Raw genomic sequence first — 24,795 nt, forward strand, 5'->3', positions numbered from 1 at the left:
CGCACAGGAACGAACGACAGGAACAGACATGAGCAAGTACGACAACCGCTGGCAGACCGTGGAAGTGAACGTGGAGGCCGGCATCGCATGGGTCACGCTGAACCGCCCTGACAAGCGCAATGCAATGAGCCCGACGTTGAACCGGGAGATGCTGGAAGTCCTCGACGCGGTCGAGTTCGACGACGAAGCGAAGGTGCTGGTGCTGACCGGCGCGGGCGCTGCGTGGACGGCCGGCATGGATCTGAAGGAATATTTCCGCGAGATCGACGGCGGCTCCGACGCGCTGCAGGAAAAGGTGCGCCGCGACGCGTCGGAATGGCAATGGCGCCGCCTGCGGATGTACAACAAGCCGACGATCGCGATGGTGAACGGCTGGTGCTTCGGCGGCGGGTTCTCGCCGCTCGTCGCGTGCGACCTCGCGATCGCCGCGGACGAAGCGGTGTTCGGGTTGTCGGAGATCAACTGGGGCATTCCGCCGGGTAACCTCGTCAGCAAGGCGATGGCGGACACGGTCGGGCATCGCCGCGCGCTGCACTACATCATGACCGGCGACACGTTCACCGGCGTGGACGCGGCGGAAATGGGCCTCGTGAACAGCAGCGTGCCGCTGGCCGGCCTGCGTGATGCGACGATCGCGCTCGCCGCGCGGCTGATGGACAAGAACCCGGTCGTGCTGCGCGCGGCGAAGCACGGCTTCAAGCGTTCGCGTGAATTCACGTGGGAGCAGTGCGAGGATTACCTGTACGCGAAGCTCGACCAGGCGCAACTGCGCGATCCGGAGCGCGGCCGCGAGCAGGGGCTGAAGCAGTTCCTCGACGACAAGACGATCAAGCCCGGCCTGCAGGCATACAAGCGCTGATACGAGCGCAGACGAACCGCCCACGCAACCGCAAGAGACAGGCAAGGCAGGAGACGACATGACCGACAGACGGATGCTGATCGCCGGTGAGTGGTGCACCGCCCGCGACGGTAGGACCTTCGACCGATTCAACCCCGCGACCGGCGCACTCGCGTCGCGCGCGCCGGCGGCCGGCGTGGCCGACGCCGACGCGGCGATCGACGCCGCGCACCGCGCGTTCCCCGCGTGGGCGGCGCTCGCGCCGACCGAGCGGCGCCGACGGCTGCTGAAGGCGGCCGACCTGATGGACGCGCGCATCGACGCGTTCATCGCGACGGGCGTGGCCGAAACGGGCGCGACGCCGGGCTGGCTCGGCTTCAACGTGACGCTCGCGGCGAACATGCTGCGCGAGGCCGCGTCGATGACGACGCAGATTGCCGGCGACGTGATCCCGTCCGACGTGCCCGGCAATCTCGCGCTCGCGATGCGCGTGCCGTGCGGCGTGGTGCTCGGCATCGCGCCGTGGAATGCGCCGGTGATCCTCGGCACGCGTGCGCTGGCGATGCCGCTCGCGTGCGGCAACACGGTCGTGCTGAAGGCGTCGGAAGCGTGCCCGGGCGTGCACGCGCTGATCGGCGCGGTACTGGACGAGGCGGGGCTCGGCGCGGGCGTCGTCAACGTGATCACGCACGCGGCGGCCGATGCACCCGAACTCGTCGAGCGGCTGATCGCGCATCCGCACGTGAAGCGGATCAACTTCACCGGGTCGACGCATGTCGGGCGCATCATCGCGCGCCACGCGGCCGCGCACCTGAAACCCGTACTGCTCGAACTCGGCGGCAAGGCGCCGGTGCTCGTGCTCGACGACGCCGATCTCGATGCGGCCGTCGACGCGATCGCGTTCGGCGCGTTCTTCAACCAGGGGCAGATCTGCATGTCGACCGAGCGCGTGATCGTCGCGCGGCCGATTGCCGATGCGCTCGTCGAGCGTCTCGCCGCGAAGGCGCGCACGCTCGTCGCGGGCGATCCGCTGGCCGGCCATCCGCTCGGCACGATGGTCGACGCGGCGGCCGCCGCGCGCGCGGCGTCGCTCGTCGAGGACGCTCGTGCGCACGGCGCGCAGCTGCCGCTCGGCTGCCGCGTCGAAGGCGCGACGATGCAACCCGCGATCGTCGATGGCGTCACGCGCGACATGCGGCTGTATCGCGAGGAATCGTTCGCGCCGGTGGTCGCGATCCTGCGCGCGGACAGCGATGACGAAGCGGTCGCACTCGCGAACGACAGCGAGTTCGGGTTGTCCGCGAGCGTGTTCAGCCGCGATGTCGCACGCGCGATGGCGGTCGCGCGCCGGATCGAATCGGGGATCTGCCACATCAACGGCCCGACCGTGCACGACGAGGCGCAGATGCCGTTCGGTGGCACGAAGGCGAGTGGTTACGGCCGCTTCGGCAGCCGCGCGTCGATCGCCGAATTCACCGAGCTGCGCTGGATCACCGTGCAGACCACGCCGCGTCACTACCCGTTATGAGCGAGCCGACGATGAATGTTGCGACGCCCGCGAGCGGGCCGGTGAACGACACGGGCGCCGTACGCTATCGCGCGGCGGCCGTCGCCGTCGGCGCGGCCGAGATTCGTCGCGCGGACAACGGCGCGTGGTATCTGCGCTCGCGCGAACCGCTCGGCGACTACCCGACGCGCCTGACCGACTGCCTCGTGCGCGGCGCGCAAGCGCATCCCGACCGCGTGCTGGCCGCACGGCGCGGTGCCGACGGCCACTGGATCGAGATCACCTACGCGCAGATGCTCGAACGCGCCCGCGCGATCGGCCAGGGTCTCGTCGATCTCGGGCTGTCGGCCGAGCGTCCGCTCGCCGTGCTGTCCGGCAACGATCTCGAGCACCTGCAACTGATGTTCGCGGCGATGCTGGCCGGCGTACCGTACTCGCCGATTTCTCCCGCGTATTCGCTGGTGTCGACCGACTACGGCAAGCTGCGTCACACGCTCGGCGTGCTGCGGCCGGGCGCGGTGTTCGTCGCGGAACGCGCGCCGTTCACACGCGCGCTCGACGCGACATTGCCGGCCGATGCGGCGCTGATCGTCGCGCACGATGCCGATGTCGATGCCGATGCCGATGTCGATGTCGATGTCGATGTCGATGTCGAGGGCCGCGCGGTGCCGCTGTCACGCCTGCTCGCCATCGTCCCGCGCACGATCGATGCAATCCACGCGGCGGTCGGCCCGGATCATCTCGCGAAGATCCTGTTCACGTCCGGTTCGACGAAGCAGCCGAAGGCCGTGCCGACCACGCACCGGATGCTGTGCAGCAACCAGCAGATGCTGCGCCAGACGATGCCCGAGCTGACGCGCGAACCGCCGGTGCTGGTCGACTGGTTGCCGTGGAATCACACGTTCGGCGGCAGTCACAACCTCGGCATCGCGCTGTACAACGGCGGCACGCTGTACATCGACGACGGCCGTCCGGTACCCGGTCGCTTCGACGAAACCGTGCGCAACCTGCGCGAGATCGCGCCGACGATCTACTTCAACGTGCCGAAGGGCTGGGAAGAGCTGACCACCGCGCTCGAAAGCGACGCCGCGCTGCGCGACACGTTCTTCTCGCGCGTGAAGCTGTATTTCTTCGGTGGCGCGGGGCTGTCGCAGGCTGCGTGGGACCGGCTCGACCGCGTGACCGACGCGCATTGCGGCGAGCGTATCCGCATCATGGCCGGCCTCGGGATGACGGAGGCGTCGCCGTCGTGCCTGTTTACGACGGGGCCGCTGATGCGAGCGGGCTATATCGGATTGCCCGCGCCCGGCTGCGACGCGAAGCTCGTGCCGTGCGGCGGCAAGCTCGAACTGCGCTTCAAGGGGCCGAACGTGATGCGCGGCTACTGGCACGCGGACGTCGATCCGCGCGACGTGTTCGACGACGAAGGCTATTACCGCAGCGGTGACGCGGGCGTGTTTGCCGATCCTGAGCGGCCGGAACTCGGGCTGCTGTTCGACGGGCGGCTGACCGAGGATTTCAAGCTGAGCAGCGGCACGTTCGTGAGCGTCGGGCCGTTGCGCGCGAACGCGGTGTCGAGTGGTGCGCCGTATGTGCAGGACGTGGTCGTCACCGGGATCAATCGCGACGACATCGGCTTGCTGGTGTTCCCGCGTGTCGATGCGTGTCGTGTGCTGGCGGGGCTTGCCGCCGAAACACCGGTCGCCGACATACTGCGCGCACCGGCCGTGCGCGCGGCGTTCGCGGCGTGGCTTGCCGCGCTGAACCGGCATGCAAGCGGCGGATCGACGTTCGTCGCGCGCATCCGGTTGATGGATACGCCGCCGTCGCTCGATCTCGGCGAAGCGACCGACAAGGGTTCGCTGAACCAGGCGGCCGTGCAGAAGCATCGCGCGGCGACGATCGACGCGCTGTACGACCCGGCGCGGCGCGATCCCGACGTGATTTACGCGTAAGCAGTCAGCGGGCACGAGCAGGTACAAGCAGCTACGAGCAGGCGTAACGACCGGCCGGCCACGGGGCCGGTAGGCACGCTTGCGGCCAGTGAATCAGGCTGCCTGATAAAGACGGTCGTTCGGACGACACCTCGCGCGCCGCTTCGCCACTGGCCGGCGGCGGCGCGCGGCGGCCGTTGCAGGGCCGAACGACTACAAGACAAGACATCGGATCGCGGTGCATGGCGCCGGATGCAAAGCATGGGGCCGGAGTAAGTGCTAAAGCACTAACTCCAGCCGACATAAGTGCTGAAGCACCGACTCCAGCCGACACAAGTGCTGAAGCACTCACTCCAGCCGACCGAAGACAGGAGACAGGATGAACACTTACGTTGCTGAAAAACCCGCGGTCGCGACCACGCTCGCGCTGTGTTTCGCGATCGCCCTCCTCGAAGGGCTCGACCTGCAGTCGGTCGGCGTCGCCGCGCCGCGCATGGCGCGCGAATTCGGGCTCACCGTATCGCAGATGGGCATCGCGTTCAGCGCGGGCACCTTCGGGTTGCTGCCGGGCGCGATGCTCGGCGGGCGGCTGGCCGACCGGATCGGCCGCAAGCGCGTGCTGATCGCGTCGGTCGTGCTGTTCGGGTTGTTGTCGATCGCCACCGCGCAGGTGTCGAGCTTCGCGATGCTGGTCGTCGTGCGCGTGCTGACCGGCATCGGCCTCGGCGGCGCGATGCCGAACCTGATCGCGCTGTCGTCCGAAGCGGTCGAGCCGCGCTCGCGCAGCAGCGCGGTGGCGACGATGTACTGCGGCATCCCGTTCGGCGGCGTGATCGCGTCGCTGATCGGCGTGCTGCTCGCCGGCGATACCGAATGGCGGCACATCTTCTACGTCGGCGGCGCGGGGCCGCTGCTGCTCGTGCCGCTGCTGGTGTGGTGCCTGCCGGAGTCGCGCGCGTATCTCGACGTCGCCGGCACGCAGGCCGCGCGCGCGAGCGTCGGACGGACGCTGTTCGGCGACGGCCGCACGACGTCGACGATCGCGCTGTGGGTCAGCTACTTTTGCACGTTGATCGTCCTCTACTTCCTGCTGAACTGGCTGCCGTCGCTGATGGCCGCGCGCGGGCTCGATCGCGAGCACGTCGGCCTCGTGCAGATTGCGTTCAACGTCGGCGCGGGGCTCGGCGCGCTCGGCATCGGCGCGGCGCTTGACCGGATGCGCGCGTCGCGCGTGGTCGGCGGCATGTATGTGGGGATCGTGCTGTCGCTCGCCGCGCTCGCGGCCGCGCCCGGCTTCGCGTCGCTCGCGGCGGCCGCGTTCGCGGCCGGGATGTTCGTGGTCGGCGGGCAGTCGGTGCTGTATGCGCTTGCGGCGATCTACTACCCGACCGCGATGCGCGGCACGGGTGTCGGCGCGGCGGTGGCCGTTGGTCGGCTCGGCTCCGTCGTCGGGCCGCTCGCGGCCGCGACGCTGCTCGCCGCCGGCCGCAGCGCGCCGGTTGTGATCGGCGCGAGCATCCCCGTCACGCTCGTCGCGGCGGTCGCCGCGCTGGTGCTGATTCGCCGCCCGCAAGCCGACGACTGACATTTCCCGTTTCTTCAATGCGTGCCGTCAGAGCGCGCGATTACTCAAGGTCTGGAGACACAACGACATGAAAAAGAACACCAGGAACGGCCTGCTGGCCGCCGGCGCATGCTGCGCGCTAGCCGCCCCGGCGGCGCACGCGCAGTCGAGCGTGACGCTGTACGGGATCATCGACACAGGCATCGAGTTCGTGTCGCACGCGAACGCGGCCGGCGACCACGTGGTGCGCATGCCGGGCGTGACGGGCGAGCTGCCGTCACGCTGGGGGCTGCGCGGCGCGGAGGACCTCGGCGGCGGCTATCAGGCTGTATTCACGCTCGAAAGCGGCTTCAACGTGCGCGGCGGCGATCTCGGGCAGGGCGGCCGGCTGTTCGGACGGCAGGCATTCGTCGGGCTGAAGGGCGGCTTCGGCACGCTCGCGTTCGGCCGCCAGTACACGATGACCTACCTCGCGCTGCAGGGCGCGGACATCATCGGCCCCGACATCTACGGGCTCGGCTCGCTCGATGCGTATGTGCCGAACGGCCGCGCCGATAATGCGGTGACCTACGTCGGCACCTATCGCGGCGTGACGCTCGGCGCCGCGTATTCGTTCGGCCGCGACAGCGCGGGCACCGGCAACTCGCCGGGGCAGGGCACGTGCGCGGGGCAGGTGCCGGGCGACGCCACGCAGTGCCGCGACTGGTCGGTGATGCTCAAGTACGACAGCGCGTATTTCGGCGCGGCGGCGTCGTACGAGGAGCAACGCGGCGGCACCGGCGCGGCCGCGAACTTCTTCGACGGCATTGCGCCGGTTGCCTTCACCAGCAGCGGCGGCAAGGACGCGCGTACGCACGTGAGCGCCTATGCGCAGGCGGCGGGCGCGCGGATCGGCGCGGGCTGGATCGGGCGGCGCGTGTCGACCGGTTCGCCGGCTGAGGCCGGCGCACATTCCGATCTCTTCTTCATCGGCGCGTCGTATGCGGTGAAGCCCGATTTCGTCGTCGACGGCGAGGGCTACCGGATCGTCAACAGCGCGCACGACACGCGCGCGACGATGGCCACGCTGCGCGCGACCTATCTGCTGACCAAGCGCACGGCCGTCTATGCGCAATCGTCGTATCTGTGGAACAGCGCGCATGCACGCTACGCCGTCAGCGGCGGCGGGGCCGGCACGACGCCCGGCGAAGGGATGGGGCAGCTCGGCGCGATGGTCGGCGTGCGGCACATGTTCTGATCCGGCAGCCTGACGAACGGGAGATATCTTGAACAGGAAATCTGCATTCCTCTGCATTGTGCCGCTGTCCGCGGCGGCCATGCTTGCCGGGTGCGGCGGAGACGATTCGGTCAGCGCCACGCCGACCCACCTGAGCGCCGCGACACCGGCCGCGATGACGCAGACCTGCGATGCGCTTGCCGCGAAGCTCGCGTATGCGAACACGTCGTTCACGTCGGTGACGATCGCAGCCGCCGGTGCGCTCACGGTAGCCGGCAAACCGGTCGCCGAGCACTGCGTGATCGAAGGGAAGATGAATGAGCGTGTGAGCGCGGTCGACGGCCAGACCTATGCAATCGGCTTCGAAATGCGCTTGCCGAAGGCATGGAACGGCCGCTTCTTCTACCAGGCGAACGGCGGGCTCGACGGCAACGTCGTGACCGCGACCGGCGAGATCAGCGGCGGCGGGCCGCTGAACGATGCGCTGAACCTGGGTTTCGCGGTGATCAGTTCGGATTCCGGGCACGGTGCCGCGCAGAATCCGCTGTTCGGCGTCGATCCGCAGGCTCGCGTCGACTACGGCTACGGCGCGGTCGACGCGCTCACGCCAATGGCGAAGCAGGTGATCCGGCTCGCGTACGGCAAGGCGCCCGACCGCAGCTATTTCGATGGCTGCTCGAACGGCGGCCGTCACGCGATGGTCACGGCGGTGCGCAACCCGGCCGACTACGACGGCATCATCGCGGGCGATCCGGGCTTTCATCTGCCGAAAGCGGCGATCGGCGAGATGTACGGCGCGCAGCAGTTCGCGAAGATCGCATCGGCGACCGGATCGAACGGGCTGCCGGACATCCGCAGCGGCTTCACCGATGCCGAGCGGCAGTTCGTCGGCGCGAAGATCCTCGAGAAATGCGATGCGCTCGACGGCGCGGCCGACGGAATGGTGCAGGACGTGGCCGCGTGCCAGGCGCACTTCAGCGTCGATGCCGATATTCCGACCTGCGCGAACAGCACGCGCACCGGCGCCTGCCTGACGCCTGCACAGAAGACCGCGCTCGAGAACGTATTCACCGGCGCACGCAACAGCGCGGACACGGCACTCTACGCGGGCTTTCCGTACGATCCGGGCATTGCCGGCAGCGGCTGGGCTGCGTGGAAGCAGTCGAATTCGATCACGCTCGATCCGGCCGCGATGGCGTTCACGTTCATGACGCCGCCGAAGACCGCCGCGACGCTCGCGAACCTGCCCGGTTTCGCGCTCGGCTTCGACATGGACAACGACGCGCCGGCGATCTTCGCGACGAACGGCACATACACGCAATCCGCGTGGACGTTCATGACGCCGCCCGACGAGACGAACCTGTCAGCGCTAAAGGCGCGCGGTGCGAAGCTGCTCGTCTATCACGGCACGGGCGACCCGGTGTTCTCGTTCGACGACACGCGCGACTGGTACGCACGGGTTGCCCAGGCGAACGGCGGCGACGCGTCGGATTTCGCGCGCTTTTACCCGGTGCCGGGGATGAACCACTGCTCGGGCGGGCCGGCGGCCGACCAGTTCGACCTGCTGACGCCGCTCGTCGCGTGGGTCGAGCAGGGGCAGGCGCCCGGCGCGGTGGTGGCCGCCGCGCGCGATGCGACGAACGCGGTGCCGAATGCGGATGTGCCGGCGTCGTGGGGTGCGGGGCGTACGCGCCCGCTGTGCCCGTATCCGCAGGTGGCGCGTTACAACGGCTCGGGCGACCTGAATTCGGCGGCGAGCTTCAGTTGTCGTTGAGGTAGCCGTCGATGGGAAGCGGCCGGCGCGTGCGATTGCGTGCCGGCCGCTTCATGTGTGCAACCGCTCACTCACTCGCCGGAATCGACCGGCACGTCGAGCCCGACCTTCACGCGGCTCATGCTCACCAGCGTCTTGAACCGCTTCACGTTGTTGTTCGCGAAGAACAGCTCGCGCGTGAGCGCGTTGTACTGATCCATGTTGCGCACGGCCAGGATCAGCACGAAATCCCATTCCCCCGTCACGTAGTAGCACTGCTGGATCTGCGGGCAGCGCTCGAACGCGCGCTTCATCGCGTCGAGCTGGTCGATCTGCTCGCTTTCGACCTCGACGTTGACGACGATCGTCAGCGGATGATCGACCTTGTCCGGTGCGACGACGGCCGTGTAGCGCTCGATCACGCCGTCGTCCGCGAGACGTTTCAGACGCCGGTTCACAGCCGCGGTCGACAGGTTGACGCGCGCGCCGAGCTCGGCTTGCGGCGTCTGCGCGTCGCGCTGGATCTCCATCAGCAGCTTGCGATCGAACGCATCGAGTGGGGTGGTCATGATGGCGCGTGAAGCCTCGAAAAATGAGAAATTTTTGCGTCTGGACGGTCGATTCGGCGATTTTATTGACCGCCATGCGCAATATTATTTTCGTACCGACGGCGAACGCAACCCGCGCTTGCCCGATCCGACTCACCTGACGGGCCGCCGGCGCGGTCCTGTTCCGGAGCCTTTCGCCATGCTGATCGCCAACCCCCGCGCATCGCGCGCCGCCTATCCCCACGCGTTGCGCCGCGTGATGAACATCGCCTCGGCCGACGAAAGCGGCGCGTGGCTGTCGCACTGGCCGCTCGTCGGCAACGCGCGCACGCCGCTGCGCGCGCTGCCCGATCTCGCCGCGCGGCTTGGCGTCGCGAGCGTCAGCGTGAAGGACGAGTCGTGCCGCTCGCCGCTCGGCAGCTTCAAGGCGCTTGGGGCGCCGATCGCGCTGGTGCGGCTCGTGAAGCGCCTGCGGCGCACGCAGGATCTCGATCCGCAAGGGCTGGTTACCGGTCGCTACGCGGCGCAGCTCGCCGACCTGACGGTGATCAGCGCGACCGACGGCAATCACGGCCGTGCGCTGGCCGCCGCCGCGCGCGCGATCGGCTGCGGGTGCGTGATCGTGCTGCACGCGAACGTCGACGCCGAGCGCGAGCGCGCGATCTCGGCGTACGGCGCGCGGATCGTGCGCATCGCGGGGAACTACGACGAGTCGGTGGTCTGCGCGGCGCAACTCGCGCAGGCGAACGGCTGGTATGTCGTGTCGGATACGTCGTACGACGGCTACGAAGCGATTCCGCGCGACGTGATGCAGGGTTACGGCGTGATCGCCGCCGAGGCCGCCGCGCAGGCGGCGCAGGACGACGGGCGGCCTTTTACGCATGTGTTGCTGCAGGGCGGCGTGGGCGGTCTCGCCGCGGGCGTCGCGAGTTATCTGTGGGAGCGCGACGGCGTGCAGCGGCCGCATTTCATCGTCGTCGAGCCGCGCCAGGCCGATTGCCTGTACCAGAGCGCACTGGCAGGGCGGGCGACCAGGGCGACCGGCAACGTCGATTCGGTGATGGCCGGGCTTGCGTGCGGCGAGGCGTCGCCGCTTGCGTGGGATTTCCTCGAGATGTGCATCGACTACTTCATGCTGATCGACGACGAAGACGCGGTGCAGGCGATGCGCGGCCTCGCGGCCGGCAGCGAACGCGACGTGCCGCTCGTGGCGGGCGAATCGGGCGCGGCGGGCGTCGCGGGGCTCGAGGTGCTGATGCGCGACCCGGTGCTCGCGCGACAGGTGGGGCTCGACGCGCATTCGCGCGTGCTGGCGATCAATACGGAAGGTGCGACGGCGCCGTCCGTGTACCGGAGCTGCGTCGGCGAGGCGGCCGACGCGGTGCTCGCGCGACAGCGCGACTGGCTGGACCGCGCGGCGGTCGCGGCCTGACCGGCATCACGACCGACTACGACCGACGAGGCAAACGCAATGGACGCAATGGACGCGATGGACGCAATCGAAGAAAGCACGCTGCAGGGGCAATTGAAGACCTGGCGCCGCCACCTGCACCAGCATCCGGAGACGGGATTCGAAGAGGTGAACACGTCGGACTACGTCGCGCGCATCCTGACGACACTCGGGCTCGACGTGCATCGGGGGATCGGCGGCACGGGGCTCGTCGCGAACCTGACGGTCGGCACCGGCAAGCGCGCGATCGGCATCCGCGCGGACATGGATGCGCTGAACATCGCCGAGCACGCACCGGGCCGCGAACATGCGTCGCGTACGCCCGGCAAGATGCATGCGTGCGGGCACGACGGCCACATGTCGATGGTGCTCGGCGCAGCGCAGCTGCTGGCCGAGCGCAAGGATTTCGACGGTACGGTGCGCTTCATTTTCCAGCCGGCTGAAGAACATGGCCGCGGCGCGAAGGCGATGATGGCCGACGCTCTGTTCGAGCGCTTTCCGGTCGACGCGATCTTCGGCGCGCACAACATGCCGGGCATGCGCGTGGGGACGTTCTCGACGCGCGCGGGCGGCATCATGGCGAGCGAGGACAACTTCGTGATCCGGATTGACGGGCGCGGCACGCATGCGGCGCGCCCGCACATGGGCATCGATCCGATCGTGATCGGTGCGCAGGTCGTGCTCGCGCTGCAGACGATCGTGTCGCGCAATCTCGATCCGGGCCAGCAGGCCGTGATCTCGTGCACGGAATTCATCACCGACGGGCTGCGCAACGTGCTGCCGTCGACCGTGACGATCAAGGGTGACACGCGCAGCTATTCGCGCGACGTGCAGGCGCTGCTGGAAACGCGGATGCGCGAGGTCAGCGAAGGGATCTGCCGCACGCACGGTGCGACCTGCACGTTCGAGTACACGCACGAGTTCGCGCCGACGGTGAATTCCCCGGAGTGGGTCGACACGGCCGTGCAGGCCGCGGCCCAGGTCGCGGGCGCGGATGCGGTGAATGCCGACGTGCAGCCGATGATGATCTCGGAGGATTTCGGCGCGTTCCTGCAGGCCGTGCCCGGCAATTTCGTGTTCATCGGCAACGGCGAGGCGGGCGGCCGCGGCGGTGTGCCGCTGCATAACGCGACGTACGACTTCAACGACGAGATCCTGCCGATCGGCGCGCGGTATTTCGAGGCGGTGGCGCGGCTCGCGTTGCGCGAGCCGCGCCATGCGCGGTAAAAGACGATCGCCGTCTTTCGAAACGAAGCGCATGATCGGCGATCCGAACCGCACTGTGTCGGATCGCGACGATCTACAGGGTTAACGCGTCGTAAACCTTGCGCCCGCTGACCCAGGTCTCCATCACCTTGATGTCGCGCAGTTGATAAGGATTCCCCGTCTTGGCCTGCAGGGGATCCTGTTCCAGGATCACGAGGTCGGCCTGCTTCCCTTCTTTCAAGGAGCCGATCTGGTCGTCCAGGTGGCATTGCCAGGCCGCGTCGATGGTCACCGCACGCAGCGCTTCGGGCGGGCTCAGGCATTCGGCGTCATTCAACACTGCCTGCTCCGGGTCGGCTTCCATGACCCGCCCGATCGCCTGGTCCATATAACGCAACGGCCCCAGCGGCGAGACGAAGCGATCGCTGTGGAGGCTGATGCGAAGACCCTCGCGCAACGCCGACTTGCATCGATCGAGCTTCTGCGCGCGTTCTTCACCCAGGATGGTCTTCTGGAATGCACGCCCCCAGTAGCCGACATGGCCGATCAGGAAGCTGGGCGAGACGGACAGCCGCTTCATCGTGCGCAGGTCGTCGTCGCTGAGCAGCGACGCATGCTCGATCCGATGGCGCAGCTCGATCGGTGGCTTCACGGGTTGGGGCGGAACCGACGGCGCGGGAGGCACCTTGCTCAGCACGAGCTGGTAGGCCGCCAGGACGTTGGAGATGGCTTCGTCGCCATTGGCATGCGTCATGATCGGCCATTCGGCAGCGACGACTTCTTGCATGATTTGCGCCAGTGATTCGATCGGGTCGAAGTTGAACAGGCCGTTCGGTCCCACCTGGGGAACACTGTGTTCATCGCAACACTTGTAGGGCTGGCGTTGCAGGCCGGTCAACCCCTGGTTGGAGCCGTCGGCAATCAGCTTCATCGCGCGGATCGAGAACAATGCCTCGGGCCCGCTGTCCAGTTGAGGCTTGAAGTGCTTCAGCCACATCGACCAGAGATCGTTGTTGCCGAACAGGGCCGCGCCCAGGCGCACCGTCATCCATGGCGTTTTCGCCAGCGCCTTCATCACGACCACTTCGAAATATCCCATTCCCATCCCGAGGCCGGCATCGAACAGGGTGGTGATGCCGCGGCTGTTCGCGTCATGCAACACCTTGCGAATGCTGCCAAGCAGATCGGCCGGCTTCGGCTGCGGCATGCATTTCATTACCTCGCCGACTTGCGATTCGGTCAACACGCCGTCGTGCTCGCTGTCCTCGAGTCCGGCTGCTTGCAGCGCGGCGCTGTTGGCATAGGCGAGATGCCCGGAGGCGTTGACCAGGAACAGGCACACCTCCGTGCTGACCGTGTCCAGCCACGCACGGTCGATATTCAGCCATTCGTTCATCAACGACGGATCGACGCCAATGCCGCCCACCCACTTTTCCTGATGTTGCTTCGCGTGGTCGACGGCATCCTTGAGCCGCGTGCGGATAAACGTTTCGCCGTAGTTGGGGCGCAACTTTTGATCTTCGAAAGGCGACAGGTCCACCCACGGGTCGATCTGGAAAACCGCGCTGGGCAGGATATGCATGTGCGGGTCGATCAGGCCCGGCAGCAAGGTCTGACCGTCATCGAGCGTCTGCTCGCGCGCTTCGGGGTATTTTTCCCGTACGCGCCGACGCACGTCATCCAGCGTCCCGGTGGCGATGACCTTGTGATCGGCGATGCCGAGTGCGTCGACCAGCTTGCTGGTGTCTTCCGGGTCCGGATAGATGCGCCCACCGTGAAAGATCACGGCTTCGGGTGCCCGCTGTGCTTCCGTCCGGCTCAATTCCTCGAGTAGATCCTGCCATTCGTGTTCACCCTGGCCAAGGGCGGTTGCGACCAAATGAGGGCTGCAGCATGCACATCCGAGCTGGTGTCGATGAAACATGATTGAATCCTTTTTGGTTTCTAATGCATTGGATTGATTTATTGTCCACTACGTATAGTTTCGCAATACGAATCAATTTGAAGAAACGAATGCAGCGTGTAGCCATGTGACATCGGTGCGACTTGCTTCAGGAACTCCGCGGGCGAATGACGCGGATGCAGCATGCGACGCGAGGGTGCGGCGTCAATGCTGAATCGTATGTATAAACACCGCCTGCGCATGGATCAAGATCAAAATCCGTACGCATAACGCCATCCTGCGGGATGCGCGACGATCGGCCTGAAGGTCGCGCCGGCGGGCAGGGCACGGCTCGCTTCGACTCGCTTTGGCTCGGCAGATCGCTTGGGACAGGCTTGCCGCGGCGGCTTCGACGATTCGGGCACCCTGTAGCGCCGCGCGGGCGCGCGGCCCCGAAACCGGGGCGATGGCGGCGATCTTGTGATGCGGTTCGTGCTTGCTGCGGCGTCGGGCGGCGACATGCCGAGCGGGGCTGCAAGCGGGCCCCGAGCCGAAGACCCGCGACCCGCGACCCGCGACCCGCGACCCGCGACCCGCGACCCGCGACCCGCGACCCGCGACCCGCGACCCGCGACCCGCGACCCGCGACCCGCGACCCGCGACCCGCGACCCGCGACCCGCGACCCACGACCCACGACCCACGACCCACGACCGGCGTGACGCAACGAGCACGTGCCCGTTGCATCACGGCGTCACATCAATTCGCCGAGACACGCATCGAACTGCGCGACCAGCCGGTCGATGTCCTCGGCCGTCGTCTGCGGACACACGAGCATCATGTTGTGGAACGGCGTGATCAGCACGCCGCGATTCAGCAGGTACAGGTGCACGATGTGTTCGAGTTCGCTGTCGAGCTGTGCGCCGGCGATCGTGCCGTTGCGCGGCGGCTCGGGTGCGAACTGAAATTCGGTGCGCGCGCCGATGCGCGTCACGCACCACGGCAGCCCGTGTTTCGCGATCGCGTGTTCGAGGCCCGTCGCCAGCCGCGCGGCACCTTCGAACATGTGCGCATACGCGGCGTCGGTCGCGACCTCGGCCAGCGTCGCGCGCATCGCATGCATCGCGAGCATGTTCGCGGTGAGCGTCGTGCCGATGCCCGAATGGCCGGGCGGCGCGTTCAGCTTCGCCTGCTTCGCGCGTTCCGCGAATTCGGCGCTGAATCCGTACACCGCGCACGGCACGCCGCCCGCGATCGGCTTGCCGACCACCAGCATGTCCGGTTCGAGATCGTGTGCGACCGCGTAGCCGCCCGGGCCGCTGCTGATCGTGTGCGTCTCGTCGATCACGAGCAGCGTGCCGTAGCGGCGCGTCAGTTCGCGTGCCGCCTCCCAGAAGCCCGGGTCGGGCAGCACCATCCCGATGTTCGTCATCGCGGGCTCGGCCAGCACGCATGCCACGTCGCCATCCTTCAGCGCCGCTTCGAGCGCGGCCAGGTCGTTGAATTCGACGACACGCGTGTTCGCGAGCAAGTCGTACGACTGCCCGAGCAGGCTGTCGCGCTGCACCGGGCGGCCGTCGACGAGATCGACGAAAACGTCGTCGACCGTGCCGTGATAGCAGCCGTTGAACACGACGATCGTGTTGCGGCCGGTGGCCGCGCGCGCCCAGCGCAGCACGAAGCGGTTCGCGTCGCTCGCGCTCAGCGCGAACTGCCAGACCGGCAGCTTGAAGCGGCGCGCGAGCTCGCGCGACACCCACGCGGCGTCCTCGCTCGGTAGCATCGTCGTGTAGCCGCCCGTTGCCTGTTCGACGAGCGCGCGCGCGACGGGTTCGGGCGCATGGCCGAACATCGCACCCGTATCGCCGAGGCAGAAATCGACGTAGCGATGGCCGTCGACGTCGGTGAACGTCGCGCCGCGCGCTTCCTTCACGTACAGCGAGAACGGTGTCGACCAGTCCTGCATCCAGTGCAACGGCACGCCGAACAGCAGATGCTCGGATGCTTCCGCGGAGAGCGCGCGGGAGATCGGCATGGCTTCGGTGAAGGCACGGCGCTCGCGATCGAACAGCGCGCGGGCGCGGATGAGGTCGACTCCGTGGCGGGAAGGCAAGTGGGGCTCCTGACTGTGAAGGTGACGGAAACGATAGCGCGGGCGGCGGGGGGCTGAACAGAGGCGGAATTACCGAGGCGGATTGGCGGCAGGCGGATATTCGTGCGATCGACGCGTGTGTCCTATTTGATTTCGAGATGGCACAGGTGAATGGAGTCCGAAAAGAATCGTGCAGGTTTCCATGGATTTTTAATGGGCTTTTCGTCACCTATCGTTATTGCATGCCGTGGCGGGAGGGAGGCATCAGAGCCGGCCGGTAAAGGCGGGCGATCGCATCCTGGCGGCGATCGAGGTGGCATCCGGCCAACTCGACCGTTCGCGCATGCGGCTGGGCATATCGAATTCCACGGGGATATTGCCGGCTAATTTCGGGATAAAAAAATCCCGGATTCTCCTGCGATGACGGGATCGGGTGCCCGAATGACAACCATCCGGAATGCGGAGCAATACGATGAAGATCGGAACCCGTCTCGCTGCACTCGTCGCGTGGGGTGCATTGGCCGGCATCGCCCACGCAGGCCCGGCGTCGCCGCAAGCCGTCGTCAAGACGATCACGCTGACCGCGCACATCGGCGACAGCCTGTTCGTTTCGATGCCGGACAACTCCGCGTACGGCGTGGTCGAACTGACCGCGACGGACGGCAGCCAGCAGGCCCTTGCTGCGACGCTGCCGATCCGCGTACGCACGACGAATCCCGATATCAACGTCACGCTGTTGCAGCCGCTGCGGCTGTCGAACGGCCGCGACGACCTGGTCAACGCGAAGGTCGTGCTGACGGGCAGTGCGGGCGATGCTGAAATTGCTGCCGATGCCGCTCGCGTGCTCACGCTGGGAAAGCGCGGGCGCGACGGCTTCGACGGTTATGACGAAACCCGTCAAGTGAAGATCAGCGCGCACGCGCCCGCTGCCAGCGAGGCGGTGCCGGCCCATGGAAGTTATCATGGAGACATGGTGCTGATATTCGAGCCGGCTGCTTCCGCAGGGCGCGAGCCGGCGACGGGAGCGATCGCGGCGGCTGGCGAGTGAGCGGTCGCCCCGGTGGACGTCGCCGGGCGCGTATTTTCAATAAAAGTTTTTGCGCATAAACATTCGACAACTTCTCTCCGGGGAGGCGCCGCCAGCGGTGGGCGCCGACGAACGCGACGATCGCGACGATCGCCGGGCAGGCCGTCGGCATGACGGCCACCGGCACGCGCCGGGGCGAGACGGGGACGAGCGTTGGCGTGCGGGAGCGACCGGCGCACGCGCATGCCAACGCGATCGCCAACCCGGATGCGTCACGCCAGCGTCTTGATCATGTGGTGCTCGTCGTAGAACCGCCCGTCGAAGAACATGGAGCGCGGTTCCGTACCGAACCGCACGAACCCTTGCGATGCATACAGCCGCTCGGCATTGGCATTGACTTCGTTCACGCACAGCATCAGTTGCTTGCAGTCCCACACCTGCGCCGCGTGCGCGGTCGCGCTTTCAAGCAGCGTCTGCGCGATGCCCCGCCCGCGATACGTGGAATCGACGAACACGCCCCAGATCGTCGCCTTGTGTGCGATCTTCGCGCGCGCATCGCGGCGCACGCCGGTGATGCCGACGAGCGTATCGCCGTCGAATGCGCCGAACACGGCGCGTTCGTGGGTCGGCGTGATGCGTATCGCGAATTCGTCGACCGGTATCTGCGACTCTTCGTCGGTTGTCGGCAGGAAAGAGGTGGGCGCGGTGTCGACCGCACGCAGGCGAACGGTCTGGTAACGGGCGGCGTCGGCCGCGTCGAGCAGGCGAGTCGTGATCGTCATCGAGGGGATTCCGGTTGAGGGTCGTGCATGCCGGCGCGGGCCGCTGCGGCCGCGGGATGCATCGTACTAATCCTAATAGGAATTCGGATGGCGCGTGTCGGCATTCTGCGCATCGCGCGCGCTGGCCGCACCGTTGCGTTCAGATTGCGTCGCGCGGCCGCCGCGCATCGCCGTCGACGCAGCACGCGAGCACCTCGGCATCGGTGTCGCCGAGGCTCAGGTACACGTGTCCGACCGCGCTGTCGAAATACAGGCTGTCGCCGGCGCCGAGCCGGTACGCGTGGCCGTTCTCGAAGCGCAGCTCCAGCTCGCCGCTCAGCACGAACACGAACTCCTCGCCGCTGTGCCGGATGTAGTCGGCGAAGTCCGACAGCTTGCGCGCATGGATCCGCCCGCGCACCGGCACCATCCGCTTGCCGGTCAGGTCGTTCGCGAGCATCCCGTACGCATAGTTCGGCGTGTCGTAGACCATCTGCTGGCCGGCCGGCGTGAACGACGGCGTCATCGCGCCGGCGGGCGCGGGCCGGCCGAACATCGTGTCGAAGTCGAGCGCGAGCGCATGCGTGAGCGCCGCGAACTTGTCGTAGGTGAGCGCAATGTCGCCGCGCTCGGCCTTCGAAATCGTCGACACCGCGATACCGGAACGCTCGGACAGTTGTGCGAGCGTCAGGCCGCGTGACTTGCGCGCGTCGCGCAGCCGCGCGCCGACCGTCTGGTGGTCGAGCTGCGGCGCGGCGTCGGTGGGCGGCGGAACGGGAACGGTGGATTTGGGCATGCGGAGACGGGGCGCGACGCGCGGCGTAAATACGGGTTTTGTCGTATACGAGAATAAATTTTATCGTATATGATAATTTTCGTCGAAACCGCCGATGGTGGGCGTGACGGCCACTCTAGCATCGGACGACGCGAAACTCGCGCGACCGGTGCGGCCGGCGTGAACGACACGTGTACGAATCGGCGCTGCGCGTTCGCTTGTGCGGCGGCGGCCCGATCTTGCGCAAGGTAGGCCCGGACCGGCCGGTATGGCGGCTCGCGCGGTGATCCGCGACCGCCCGCACGTCAGCGGTCTTTCCCAGTCATTTCCCCGGCCGGTCGTGGCCGGGCCCGTGAAGGTGCAATCCATGTCCAGTGAAATCAAACGTCTGCAGACCGGCGCACGCATGAGCCAGGTCGTGATCGCGAACGGCATCGTCCACCTGGCCGGCCAGGTGCCCGATACGGCCGGCGCGCCGATCGCCGTGCAGGCGACCGAAATCCTCACGCGCATCGACGCGCTGCTCGCGTCGGCCGGCGTCGACAAGACGCGCGTGCTCACGGCCAACGTGTGGCTCAGCGACGCCGCGCACTTCGACGCGTTCAACGCGGTGTGGGACGCCTGGGTGCCGGCCGGCCACGCGCCGACCCGCGCGTGCGTGCAGGCGTTGCTGATGAAGCCCGGTCTCGACGTCGAGATCGCCGTGACCGCGCTCGCCTGAGCCCGGCGCCGCTCGCCCGCCCCGAGGCACTCCCGATGACATTCGACACGCTCGTCCTGGGCGGCGGCATGATCGGCGTCTCCGTCGCCGTTCATCTGCAACAGCGCGGCCTGTCGGTCGCGCTCGTCGATCGCAAGGCGCCCGGCAACGAGACGTCGCTCGGCAATGCCGGGCTGATCCAGCGCGAAGGCGTGTACCCGTATGCGTTTCCGCGCGGCTTCGGCACGCTGCTGAAATACGCGTGCAACCGCTCGCCGGACGTCCGCTATCACGCCGGCGCGCTGCCGAAGCTGATCCCGTTCCTGTACCGCTACTGGCGCAATTCGCATCCGGCGCGCCATGCCGAGATCGCGCGCGCGTATGCGCCGCTGATCGAACACTGCGTGACCGAGCATCGCGCGCTGATCGAAGCGTCCGGCGCTGGCGCGTTGCTGCGCGAAGGCGGCTGGCTGAAGGTGTTCCGCACGGCCGCGACGCGCGATGCCGAAACGCGCGACGCCGAGCGCTGGCGCGCCGAATACGGCGTGACCTTCGACGCGCTCGATGCGGCCGCGCTGCGCGACGCGGAGCCGAACCTGAGCCGCGCGCTGATCGGCGCGCTGCGCTACACGGGCTCCGATTCGATCAGCGATCCGAATGCGCTCGTGACCGCCTATGCGCGCCGCTTCGAGCAACTCGGCGGCCGCATCCTGACCGGCGACGCGCTGACGCTGTCGGCCGCGAACGGCTGGCGCGTCGACACCGCGCAAGGCCCGGTCGACGCGCGTGCGGCGGTCGTCGCGCTCGGGCCCTGGTCGGACCTGCTGTGCGAGCGGCTCGGCTACACGCTGCCGCTCGCGGTCAAGCGCGGCTATCACATGCACTACGCGCCGCAGCCTGGCGCACGGCTGAACCGGCCCGTGCTCGACGCCGACAGCGGCTTTCTGATCACGCCGATGACGCGCGGCATCCGCCTGACGACCGGCGTCGAACTCGGCTATCGCGATACGCCGCCGACGCCCACCCAGCTCGCCGCCGTCGAACCGGTCGCGCGCGAGCTGTTTCCGCTCGGCGCACGTGTCGACGGCGCACCGTGGCTCGGCCGCCGGCCGTGCACGCCCGACATGCTGCCCGTGATCGGCGCCGCGCCGCGTCACCGCGATCTGTGGTTCGCGTTCGGGCATGCGCATCACGGCTTCACGCTCGGCCCCGTGACCGGCCGGCTGATCGCCGACCTGATGACCGGCACGCAACCGTTCGTCGACCCGGCGCCATTTCGCGTCGAACGCTTCCTTCACGGCCGCTGAACCGGCGTCCGTGCGCTGCAGCAGGGCGGCCGGCACACGACGCCGGCCGCTCCGTCCAGCGGCCGGCCCATCCGGCTCGCCGCAACGATCAACGACTGGAGACAACATGCAACAGCACACGATGCGGCGCGAGCTCGGCGCGCGCCAGATTTCGTTCATGGCGCTCGGCATGGCCATCGGCGTCGGCCTGTTCCTCGGCTCGGCATCCGCGATCAAGGCGGCCGGGCCCGGTGCGCTCGTCGCCTACCTGATCGGCGGCGCGATGATCTTCCTGATCATGCGCGCGCTCGGCGAGATGGCCGTGCACCGGCCGGTGTCCGGCTCGTTCGGCGCGTATGCGTTCGAATACCTCGGGCCGTTCGCCGGCTACGTGGTCGGCTGGAGCTACTGGCTGCTGATGGTCGGCGTCGGCGTCGCGGAGACGACCGCCATCGGCATCTACATGGGCTTCTGGTTTCCGGAGGTGCCGCAGTGGCTGTGGGTCGTGGCGGCGATCGCCGCGATCTCGGGCTTCAACCTGCTCAACGTGAAGGTGTACGGCGAGCTGGAGTTCTGGTTCGCGATCGTGAAGGTCGTGACGATCGTGCTGATGATCGCGGGCGGCGCGCTGATCGTGTTCACCGGGATCGGTCATCACGGCGAGCCGGTCGGGCTGTCGAACCTGTGGCGGCACGGCGGCGTGTTTCCGCACGGCGTGCTCGGGGTCGTGAGCGCGCTGCCGATCGTCGCGTATTCGTTCGCGGGCGTCGAGATGATCGGCCTCACGGCCGGCGAGGCGCGCGAGCCGCAGAAGATGATCCCGCGCGCGATCAACTCGGTGCTGTGGCGCATCCTGATCTTCTACGTCGGCGCGCTGTTCATCATCATGGCGCTGTATCCGTGGCACGAGCTCGGCGAGCGCGGCAGCCCGTTCGTGACGACGTTCGAATCGCTCGGGCTGCGGCAGGCGGCCGGCATCGTCAACTTCGTGGTCGTGACGGCCGCGCTGTCGAGCTTCAACTGCATCGTGTTCAGCGGGGCGCGCATGCTGTCGAGCATGGCCGGCAACGGCCTCGCGCCCGCGTCGTTCGCGGCGCTGAGCGCAAGCGGCTCGCCGTCGCGCGCGGTGCGTGCGACCGTGCTGTTCATGTCGGTCGGCGTGGTGCTGAACTATGTGATTCCCGCGCGCGTGTTCGGCTGGCTGATGTCGTTCCTGTCGTTCGACGTGGCCGTGATCTGGGCGATGATCGTGCTGACGCACATGCGGTTCCGGCGCGTGCTGGCCGCGCGCGGCGAGACGGTGGCGTTCCGCATGCCGTATGCGTCGGTCACGTCGTGGATCTGTCTCGTGTTCGTCGCGTTCGTGTTCGTGATGCTCGGCGTCGATCCGTCGACGCGCGGGTCGCTGTATGCCGGTGCTGCGGTAATGGCGTTGATGGCGATCATCTACCGGCGATCGCGGCATCTGCAGGCGGCCGCGCGGTCGACGCGCGTCGGGCTCGGTGCCGAGCGCGTGTGACGGCCATGCGCCGGGTCGCGGCTGTCGGTGCGGGTGAGCGGTGGAGCGGTCGTGCGACGGGGGGCACTGAAGGCGGATGCCGGCGCGTGCGTCATGCGCGTCGCGTCGGCACGAAGGTGGAGGGTGACGTGAAACATGCGCGCCGTCGCGCAGGAACGGCGCCCGACGTCAAACGCGCGACGATGCGCCCGATCAGGTCAGGCGCACCGGGCCGGAATCAATACCGCGCCAGCTGATTGCCGTTGAACACGCGCGCCGTCGCGCTGAACCGGCGCCCGACGTCAAACGCGCGACGATGCGCCCGATCAGGTCAGGCGCACCGCATCCGAATCAATACCGAGCCAGCTGATTGCCGTTGATCTGCACGCGATCACCCGGGCGCAGGTTGCCCGGCGACTGCACGTCGAACGAGCGCATCGTGCCGTCGCTGACCTGCACGTCGATCCGGTAGCTGCTCGGGCCTTGCGCGGCGCCCATCTGCTGGCCGATCTGATTGCCGGCCACCGCGCCGCCGAGCGCACCGATCACGGTCGCCGCATCGCGGCCGTGGCCGCGGCCGAACTGGTTGCCCACGAGGCCGCCGACCAGCGCACCGACGACGGTGCCGGCCACGCCCGACGGGCCGACCGAACCGTTGACCGGCTGGATGTTCGAGACCGTGCCGTACTGCGTGCCGTAGCCGTTGCCGTATTGCTGCTGATTGCCGTACTGGTCATACGGCTGCGACCCGTATTGCTGCTGGTTGCCGTACTGATCGTACGGTTGCGGCGCCTGGTTCGGATACGGCTGTTGCTGCTGCACGTAGCCCGGTTGTGAATACGCGGGCGTCGCGTATTGCTGTTGCTGCGGATACCCCGGCTGCGCGCCGTAGTAACCCGGCGCGACGCACGCGGTCAGCGGAAGCGCCGCGACGGCGACGAGCGAGGCGAACAGAACGGTCTTCGTGGAAGGCATGCGCATCATGATGATTCCTGCATCGGCAACGGGTTCGCCGACGAATTCCGGGACGGGTGGCGAACTCGGCGTGAGTATAAGGAATGGCTGGTGGCGCGTCCGGTGCGGCCGGGTAACAACGTGTAAAGTCTGTTGCCGCGTAAATCGCGGCTTGCGCGGGGCGGTCGCGCAACGCCTGGCAAGGGCGGCGGCGCCCGGTCGGCAGCTTCGATGACACGCATCGACAGCGGTCCGGCAGCGTGTCTTGCGAGGCGGTCAGCCCCTCGGTGCCGGTGCCCGAAACGTCGGCTTGCGCGACGTTGCCCGACGGGCCATTGGCATGCAGGCCGTCGCCGACGAGATCGGACCCCGCCGCCGCACCTTGCTGGCGTGGCGTTTGCGACGCGCATCGCGAAATCGAATGCGCGGCATCGCGACATTTAATTGGCCTCGGGTGGCGGCGTCCGATATCGTGGCCGGATTCCCTGCCAACGGTCGCGCCGTGCCGGCTGCGGTTCCTTCCCCTGCCCGCGCCGGTGACGTGCCGCGACCGCCCCACATTCCGAGCCATGACCGATCGTATCTTCATCAACGCCGTCGACGCCGGCGGCCAGCCCATCAACCTCGTCGTCCGTGACGGCCGTTTTACCGCGATCGGCGCCGATTGTGCTGCCGCGCCCGGCGCGGAAACGATCGACCTCGACGGCCGCGTCGTGCTGCCCGGCTTCGTCGATGGCCACATCCACCTCGACAAGAGCTTCGTCGGCGATCGCTGGGTGCCGCACGAACCGGTCGGCACGTTGCGCGAGCGGCTCGCGGTCGAGAAGCGCCAGCTCGCGGCCGCACCGCCGATCGTCGAGCGCGCGAACGCGCTGATCGAGCAGGCCGCCGCGTTCGGCACGGTCGCGATGCGCAGCCACGTCGACGTCGACGCGACGACGGGCCTGTCGAACCTGCAGGCCGTGATGGCCGCGCGCGAGCAGTGGCGCGGAATCGTCGATATCGAACTCGTCGCGTTCCCGCAGGCCGGCGTCGTGACGTGCCCGGGCACCGCCGAGATCCTCGACGCAGCCGTGCGCGAAGGTGCGGACGTGGTTGGCGGGATCGACCCGACGACGCTCGACGGCGATGCGGACGGCCAGCTCGACATCGTGTTCGGCATCGCCGAGAAGCGCGGCGCGAAGATCGACATCCACCTGCACGAGCCGGGAGAAACGGGCATCGCGCAGCTGCTGCGGATCGCGGCGCGCACGCGCGCGGCGGGGCTCGGCGGTCGCGTGAACGTGAGCCATGCGTATGCGCTCGGCCAGGTGAGCGATGACGACGTGCAGCGCACCGCCGCGGCACTGGCCGAAGCCGGTGTGTCGATCCTGACGAATGCGCCGGGCGACTGCGCGTTTCCGCCGGTGCAGCCGCTGCGCGACGCGGGCGTGCACGTGTTCGCGGGCAACGACAACATCCGCGACGCATGGTGGCCGTACGGCAACGGCGACATGCTGCAGCGGGCGATGATGGTCGGCTACCGGTCGGGCTTCTACACCGACGAGGCGCTCGGTATCGCGCTGGACATGGCGACGCACGCCGGCGCGCGCGTGATCGGCAAGGATAACTATGGAATCGCGGTCGGCTGCGATGCGACGTTCGTCGCAGTGCGTGCGCCGAATGCGGCGGCGGCCGTCGCGGGCGTGCCGGCCGAGCGCTGGGTGTTCCGCCGCGGCGAAAGCGATACGAGCGCGCCATTCGCCCCTGCGCTGCGCTTCACGCGCTGACCCACCTGACCGGCGGCACGGCGCGCGCCGTGCCCCG

At 68.0% G+C, this 24,795-nt stretch carries 19 protein-coding genes; 13 read left to right on the forward strand and 6 right to left on the reverse strand.

Features of this window, described 5'->3' with window-relative positions; all coding sequences use genetic code 11:
• The first annotated feature begins 28 nt into the window (after nucleotides 1-28).
• From HAV18_RS12195 to HAV18_RS12220, 6 genes are all read left to right on the forward strand, one after another.
• The gene (locus HAV18_RS12195; RefSeq protein WP_166955871.1) at nucleotides 29-859 is read left to right on the forward strand and encodes a p-hydroxycinnamoyl CoA hydratase/lyase; all 831 of its coding nucleotides are present in this window, start codon (nucleotides 29-31) and stop codon (nucleotides 857-859) included.
• Between the two features lie 58 nt (nucleotides 860-917).
• Nucleotides 918-2,366, forward strand: a complete 1,449-nt coding sequence (locus HAV18_RS12200; protein ID WP_166955874.1) for an aldehyde dehydrogenase — start codon at nucleotides 918-920, stop codon at nucleotides 2,364-2,366.
• Nucleotides 2,363-4,300 (forward strand): feruloyl-CoA synthase, encoded by a 1,938-nt coding sequence (locus HAV18_RS12205; RefSeq protein ID WP_166955877.1) that lies wholly within the window; start codon nucleotides 2,363-2,365, stop codon nucleotides 4,298-4,300. Before HAV18_RS12200 ends, HAV18_RS12205 begins: the two co-directional genes overlap by 4 nt.
• Nucleotides 4,301-4,658: 358 nt before the next feature.
• Nucleotides 4,659-5,864 carry a 3-(3-hydroxy-phenyl)propionate transporter MhpT gene (gene mhpT / locus HAV18_RS12210; RefSeq protein WP_166955887.1) on the forward strand — a complete coding sequence of 402 codons (1,206 nt, stop codon included), beginning with the start codon at nucleotides 4,659-4,661 and terminating at the stop codon, nucleotides 5,862-5,864.
• Nucleotides 5,865-5,931: 67 nt separating this feature from the next.
• The gene (locus HAV18_RS12215) at nucleotides 5,932-7,080 is read left to right on the forward strand and encodes a porin (RefSeq protein WP_166955889.1); all 1,149 of its coding nucleotides are present in this window, start codon (nucleotides 5,932-5,934) and stop codon (nucleotides 7,078-7,080) included.
• 28 nt (nucleotides 7,081-7,108) lie between these two features.
• Nucleotides 7,109-8,833, forward strand: a complete 1,725-nt coding sequence (locus tag HAV18_RS12220) for a tannase/feruloyl esterase family alpha/beta hydrolase (protein WP_166955898.1) — start codon at nucleotides 7,109-7,111, stop codon at nucleotides 8,831-8,833.
• 71 nt (nucleotides 8,834-8,904) lie between these two features.
• On the opposite strand, the gene HAV18_RS12225 is transcribed toward HAV18_RS12220, so the two are convergent.
• Nucleotides 8,905-9,381 carry an Lrp/AsnC family transcriptional regulator gene (locus HAV18_RS12225; protein WP_166955900.1) on the reverse strand — a complete coding sequence of 159 codons (477 nt, stop codon included), beginning with the start codon at nucleotides 9,379-9,381 and terminating at the stop codon, nucleotides 8,905-8,907.
• 178 nt (nucleotides 9,382-9,559) lie between these two features.
• Between HAV18_RS12225 and HAV18_RS12230 the strand changes: the two genes are divergently transcribed.
• Nucleotides 9,560-10,792, forward strand: coding sequence for a diaminopropionate ammonia-lyase (locus HAV18_RS12230; RefSeq protein ID WP_166955902.1), 1,233 nt, complete (start codon nucleotides 9,560-9,562; stop codon nucleotides 10,790-10,792).
• Nucleotides 10,793-10,840: 48 nt separating this feature from the next.
• Nucleotides 10,841-12,037: a M20 aminoacylase family protein gene (locus tag HAV18_RS12235; RefSeq protein ID WP_166956776.1), complete on the forward strand. Its 1,197-nt coding sequence runs from the start codon at nucleotides 10,841-10,843 to the stop codon at nucleotides 12,035-12,037.
• 73 nt (nucleotides 12,038-12,110) lie between these two features.
• On the opposite strand, the gene HAV18_RS12240 is transcribed toward HAV18_RS12235, so the two are convergent.
• Both HAV18_RS12240 and HAV18_RS12245 read right to left on the reverse strand, forming a co-directional pair.
• Entirely contained in the window at nucleotides 12,111-13,940 is a 1,830-nt protein-coding gene (locus HAV18_RS12240; RefSeq protein WP_166955904.1) for an amidohydrolase, read from the reverse strand.
• 710 nt (nucleotides 13,941-14,650) lie between these two features.
• Nucleotides 14,651-16,009 carry an aspartate aminotransferase family protein gene (locus HAV18_RS12245; RefSeq protein ID WP_166955905.1) on the reverse strand — a complete coding sequence of 453 codons (1,359 nt, stop codon included), beginning with the start codon at nucleotides 16,007-16,009 and terminating at the stop codon, nucleotides 14,651-14,653.
• Nucleotides 16,010-16,460: 451 nt separating this feature from the next.
• Between HAV18_RS12245 and HAV18_RS12250 the strand changes: the two genes are divergently transcribed.
• Complete coding sequence (locus HAV18_RS12250; RefSeq protein WP_166955907.1) at nucleotides 16,461-17,036, forward strand: hypothetical protein; 576 nt, start codon at nucleotides 16,461-16,463, stop codon at nucleotides 17,034-17,036.
• Nucleotides 17,037-17,287: 251 nt separating this feature from the next.
• On the opposite strand, the gene HAV18_RS12255 is transcribed toward HAV18_RS12250, so the two are convergent.
• Together HAV18_RS12255 and HAV18_RS12260 are read right to left on the reverse strand one after the other, a co-directional pair.
• On the reverse strand, nucleotides 17,288-17,797 hold the full coding sequence (locus HAV18_RS12255; protein WP_166955909.1) for a GNAT family N-acetyltransferase: 510 nt from the start codon (nucleotides 17,795-17,797) through the stop codon (nucleotides 17,288-17,290).
• Between the two features lie 139 nt (nucleotides 17,798-17,936).
• Nucleotides 17,937-18,572 carry a helix-turn-helix domain-containing protein gene (locus HAV18_RS12260; protein WP_047902159.1) on the reverse strand — a complete coding sequence of 212 codons (636 nt, stop codon included), beginning with the start codon at nucleotides 18,570-18,572 and terminating at the stop codon, nucleotides 17,937-17,939.
• A gap of 346 nt (nucleotides 18,573-18,918) precedes the next feature.
• Here HAV18_RS12260 and HAV18_RS12265 point away from each other — a divergent pair, with 346 nt between their 5' ends.
• The 3 genes from HAV18_RS12265 to HAV18_RS12275 all read left to right on the forward strand — a co-directional run bounded on the left by HAV18_RS12265 (nucleotide 18,919) and on the right by HAV18_RS12275 (nucleotide 22,056).
• Nucleotides 18,919-19,272, forward strand: a complete 354-nt coding sequence (locus tag HAV18_RS12265; RefSeq protein ID WP_042974203.1) for a RidA family protein — start codon at nucleotides 18,919-18,921, stop codon at nucleotides 19,270-19,272.
• 35 nt (nucleotides 19,273-19,307) lie between these two features.
• Nucleotides 19,308-20,558, forward strand: coding sequence for an FAD-binding oxidoreductase (locus HAV18_RS12270; RefSeq protein WP_166955911.1), 1,251 nt, complete (start codon nucleotides 19,308-19,310; stop codon nucleotides 20,556-20,558).
• 106 nt (nucleotides 20,559-20,664) lie between these two features.
• Nucleotides 20,665-22,056, forward strand: a complete 1,392-nt coding sequence (locus HAV18_RS12275; RefSeq protein WP_166955913.1) for an amino acid permease — start codon at nucleotides 20,665-20,667, stop codon at nucleotides 22,054-22,056.
• A gap of 330 nt (nucleotides 22,057-22,386) precedes the next feature.
• Here HAV18_RS12275 and HAV18_RS12280 read toward each other — a convergent pair whose 3' ends face one another.
• Complete coding sequence (locus tag HAV18_RS12280) at nucleotides 22,387-23,019, reverse strand: glycine zipper 2TM domain-containing protein (protein ID WP_166955915.1); 633 nt, start codon at nucleotides 23,017-23,019, stop codon at nucleotides 22,387-22,389.
• 539 nt (nucleotides 23,020-23,558) lie between these two features.
• Between HAV18_RS12280 and HAV18_RS12285 the strand changes: the two genes are divergently transcribed.
• Nucleotides 23,559-24,758, forward strand: a complete 1,200-nt coding sequence (locus HAV18_RS12285; RefSeq protein WP_166955917.1) for an amidohydrolase family protein — start codon at nucleotides 23,559-23,561, stop codon at nucleotides 24,756-24,758.
• The last annotated feature ends 37 nt before the right edge of the window (nucleotides 24,759-24,795 follow it).

Origin of the sequence: Burkholderia sp. D-99, from assembly GCF_011605345.1 — a bacterium.
In the GTDB taxonomy this organism is placed as follows: domain Bacteria; phylum Pseudomonadota; class Gammaproteobacteria; order Burkholderiales; family Burkholderiaceae; genus Burkholderia.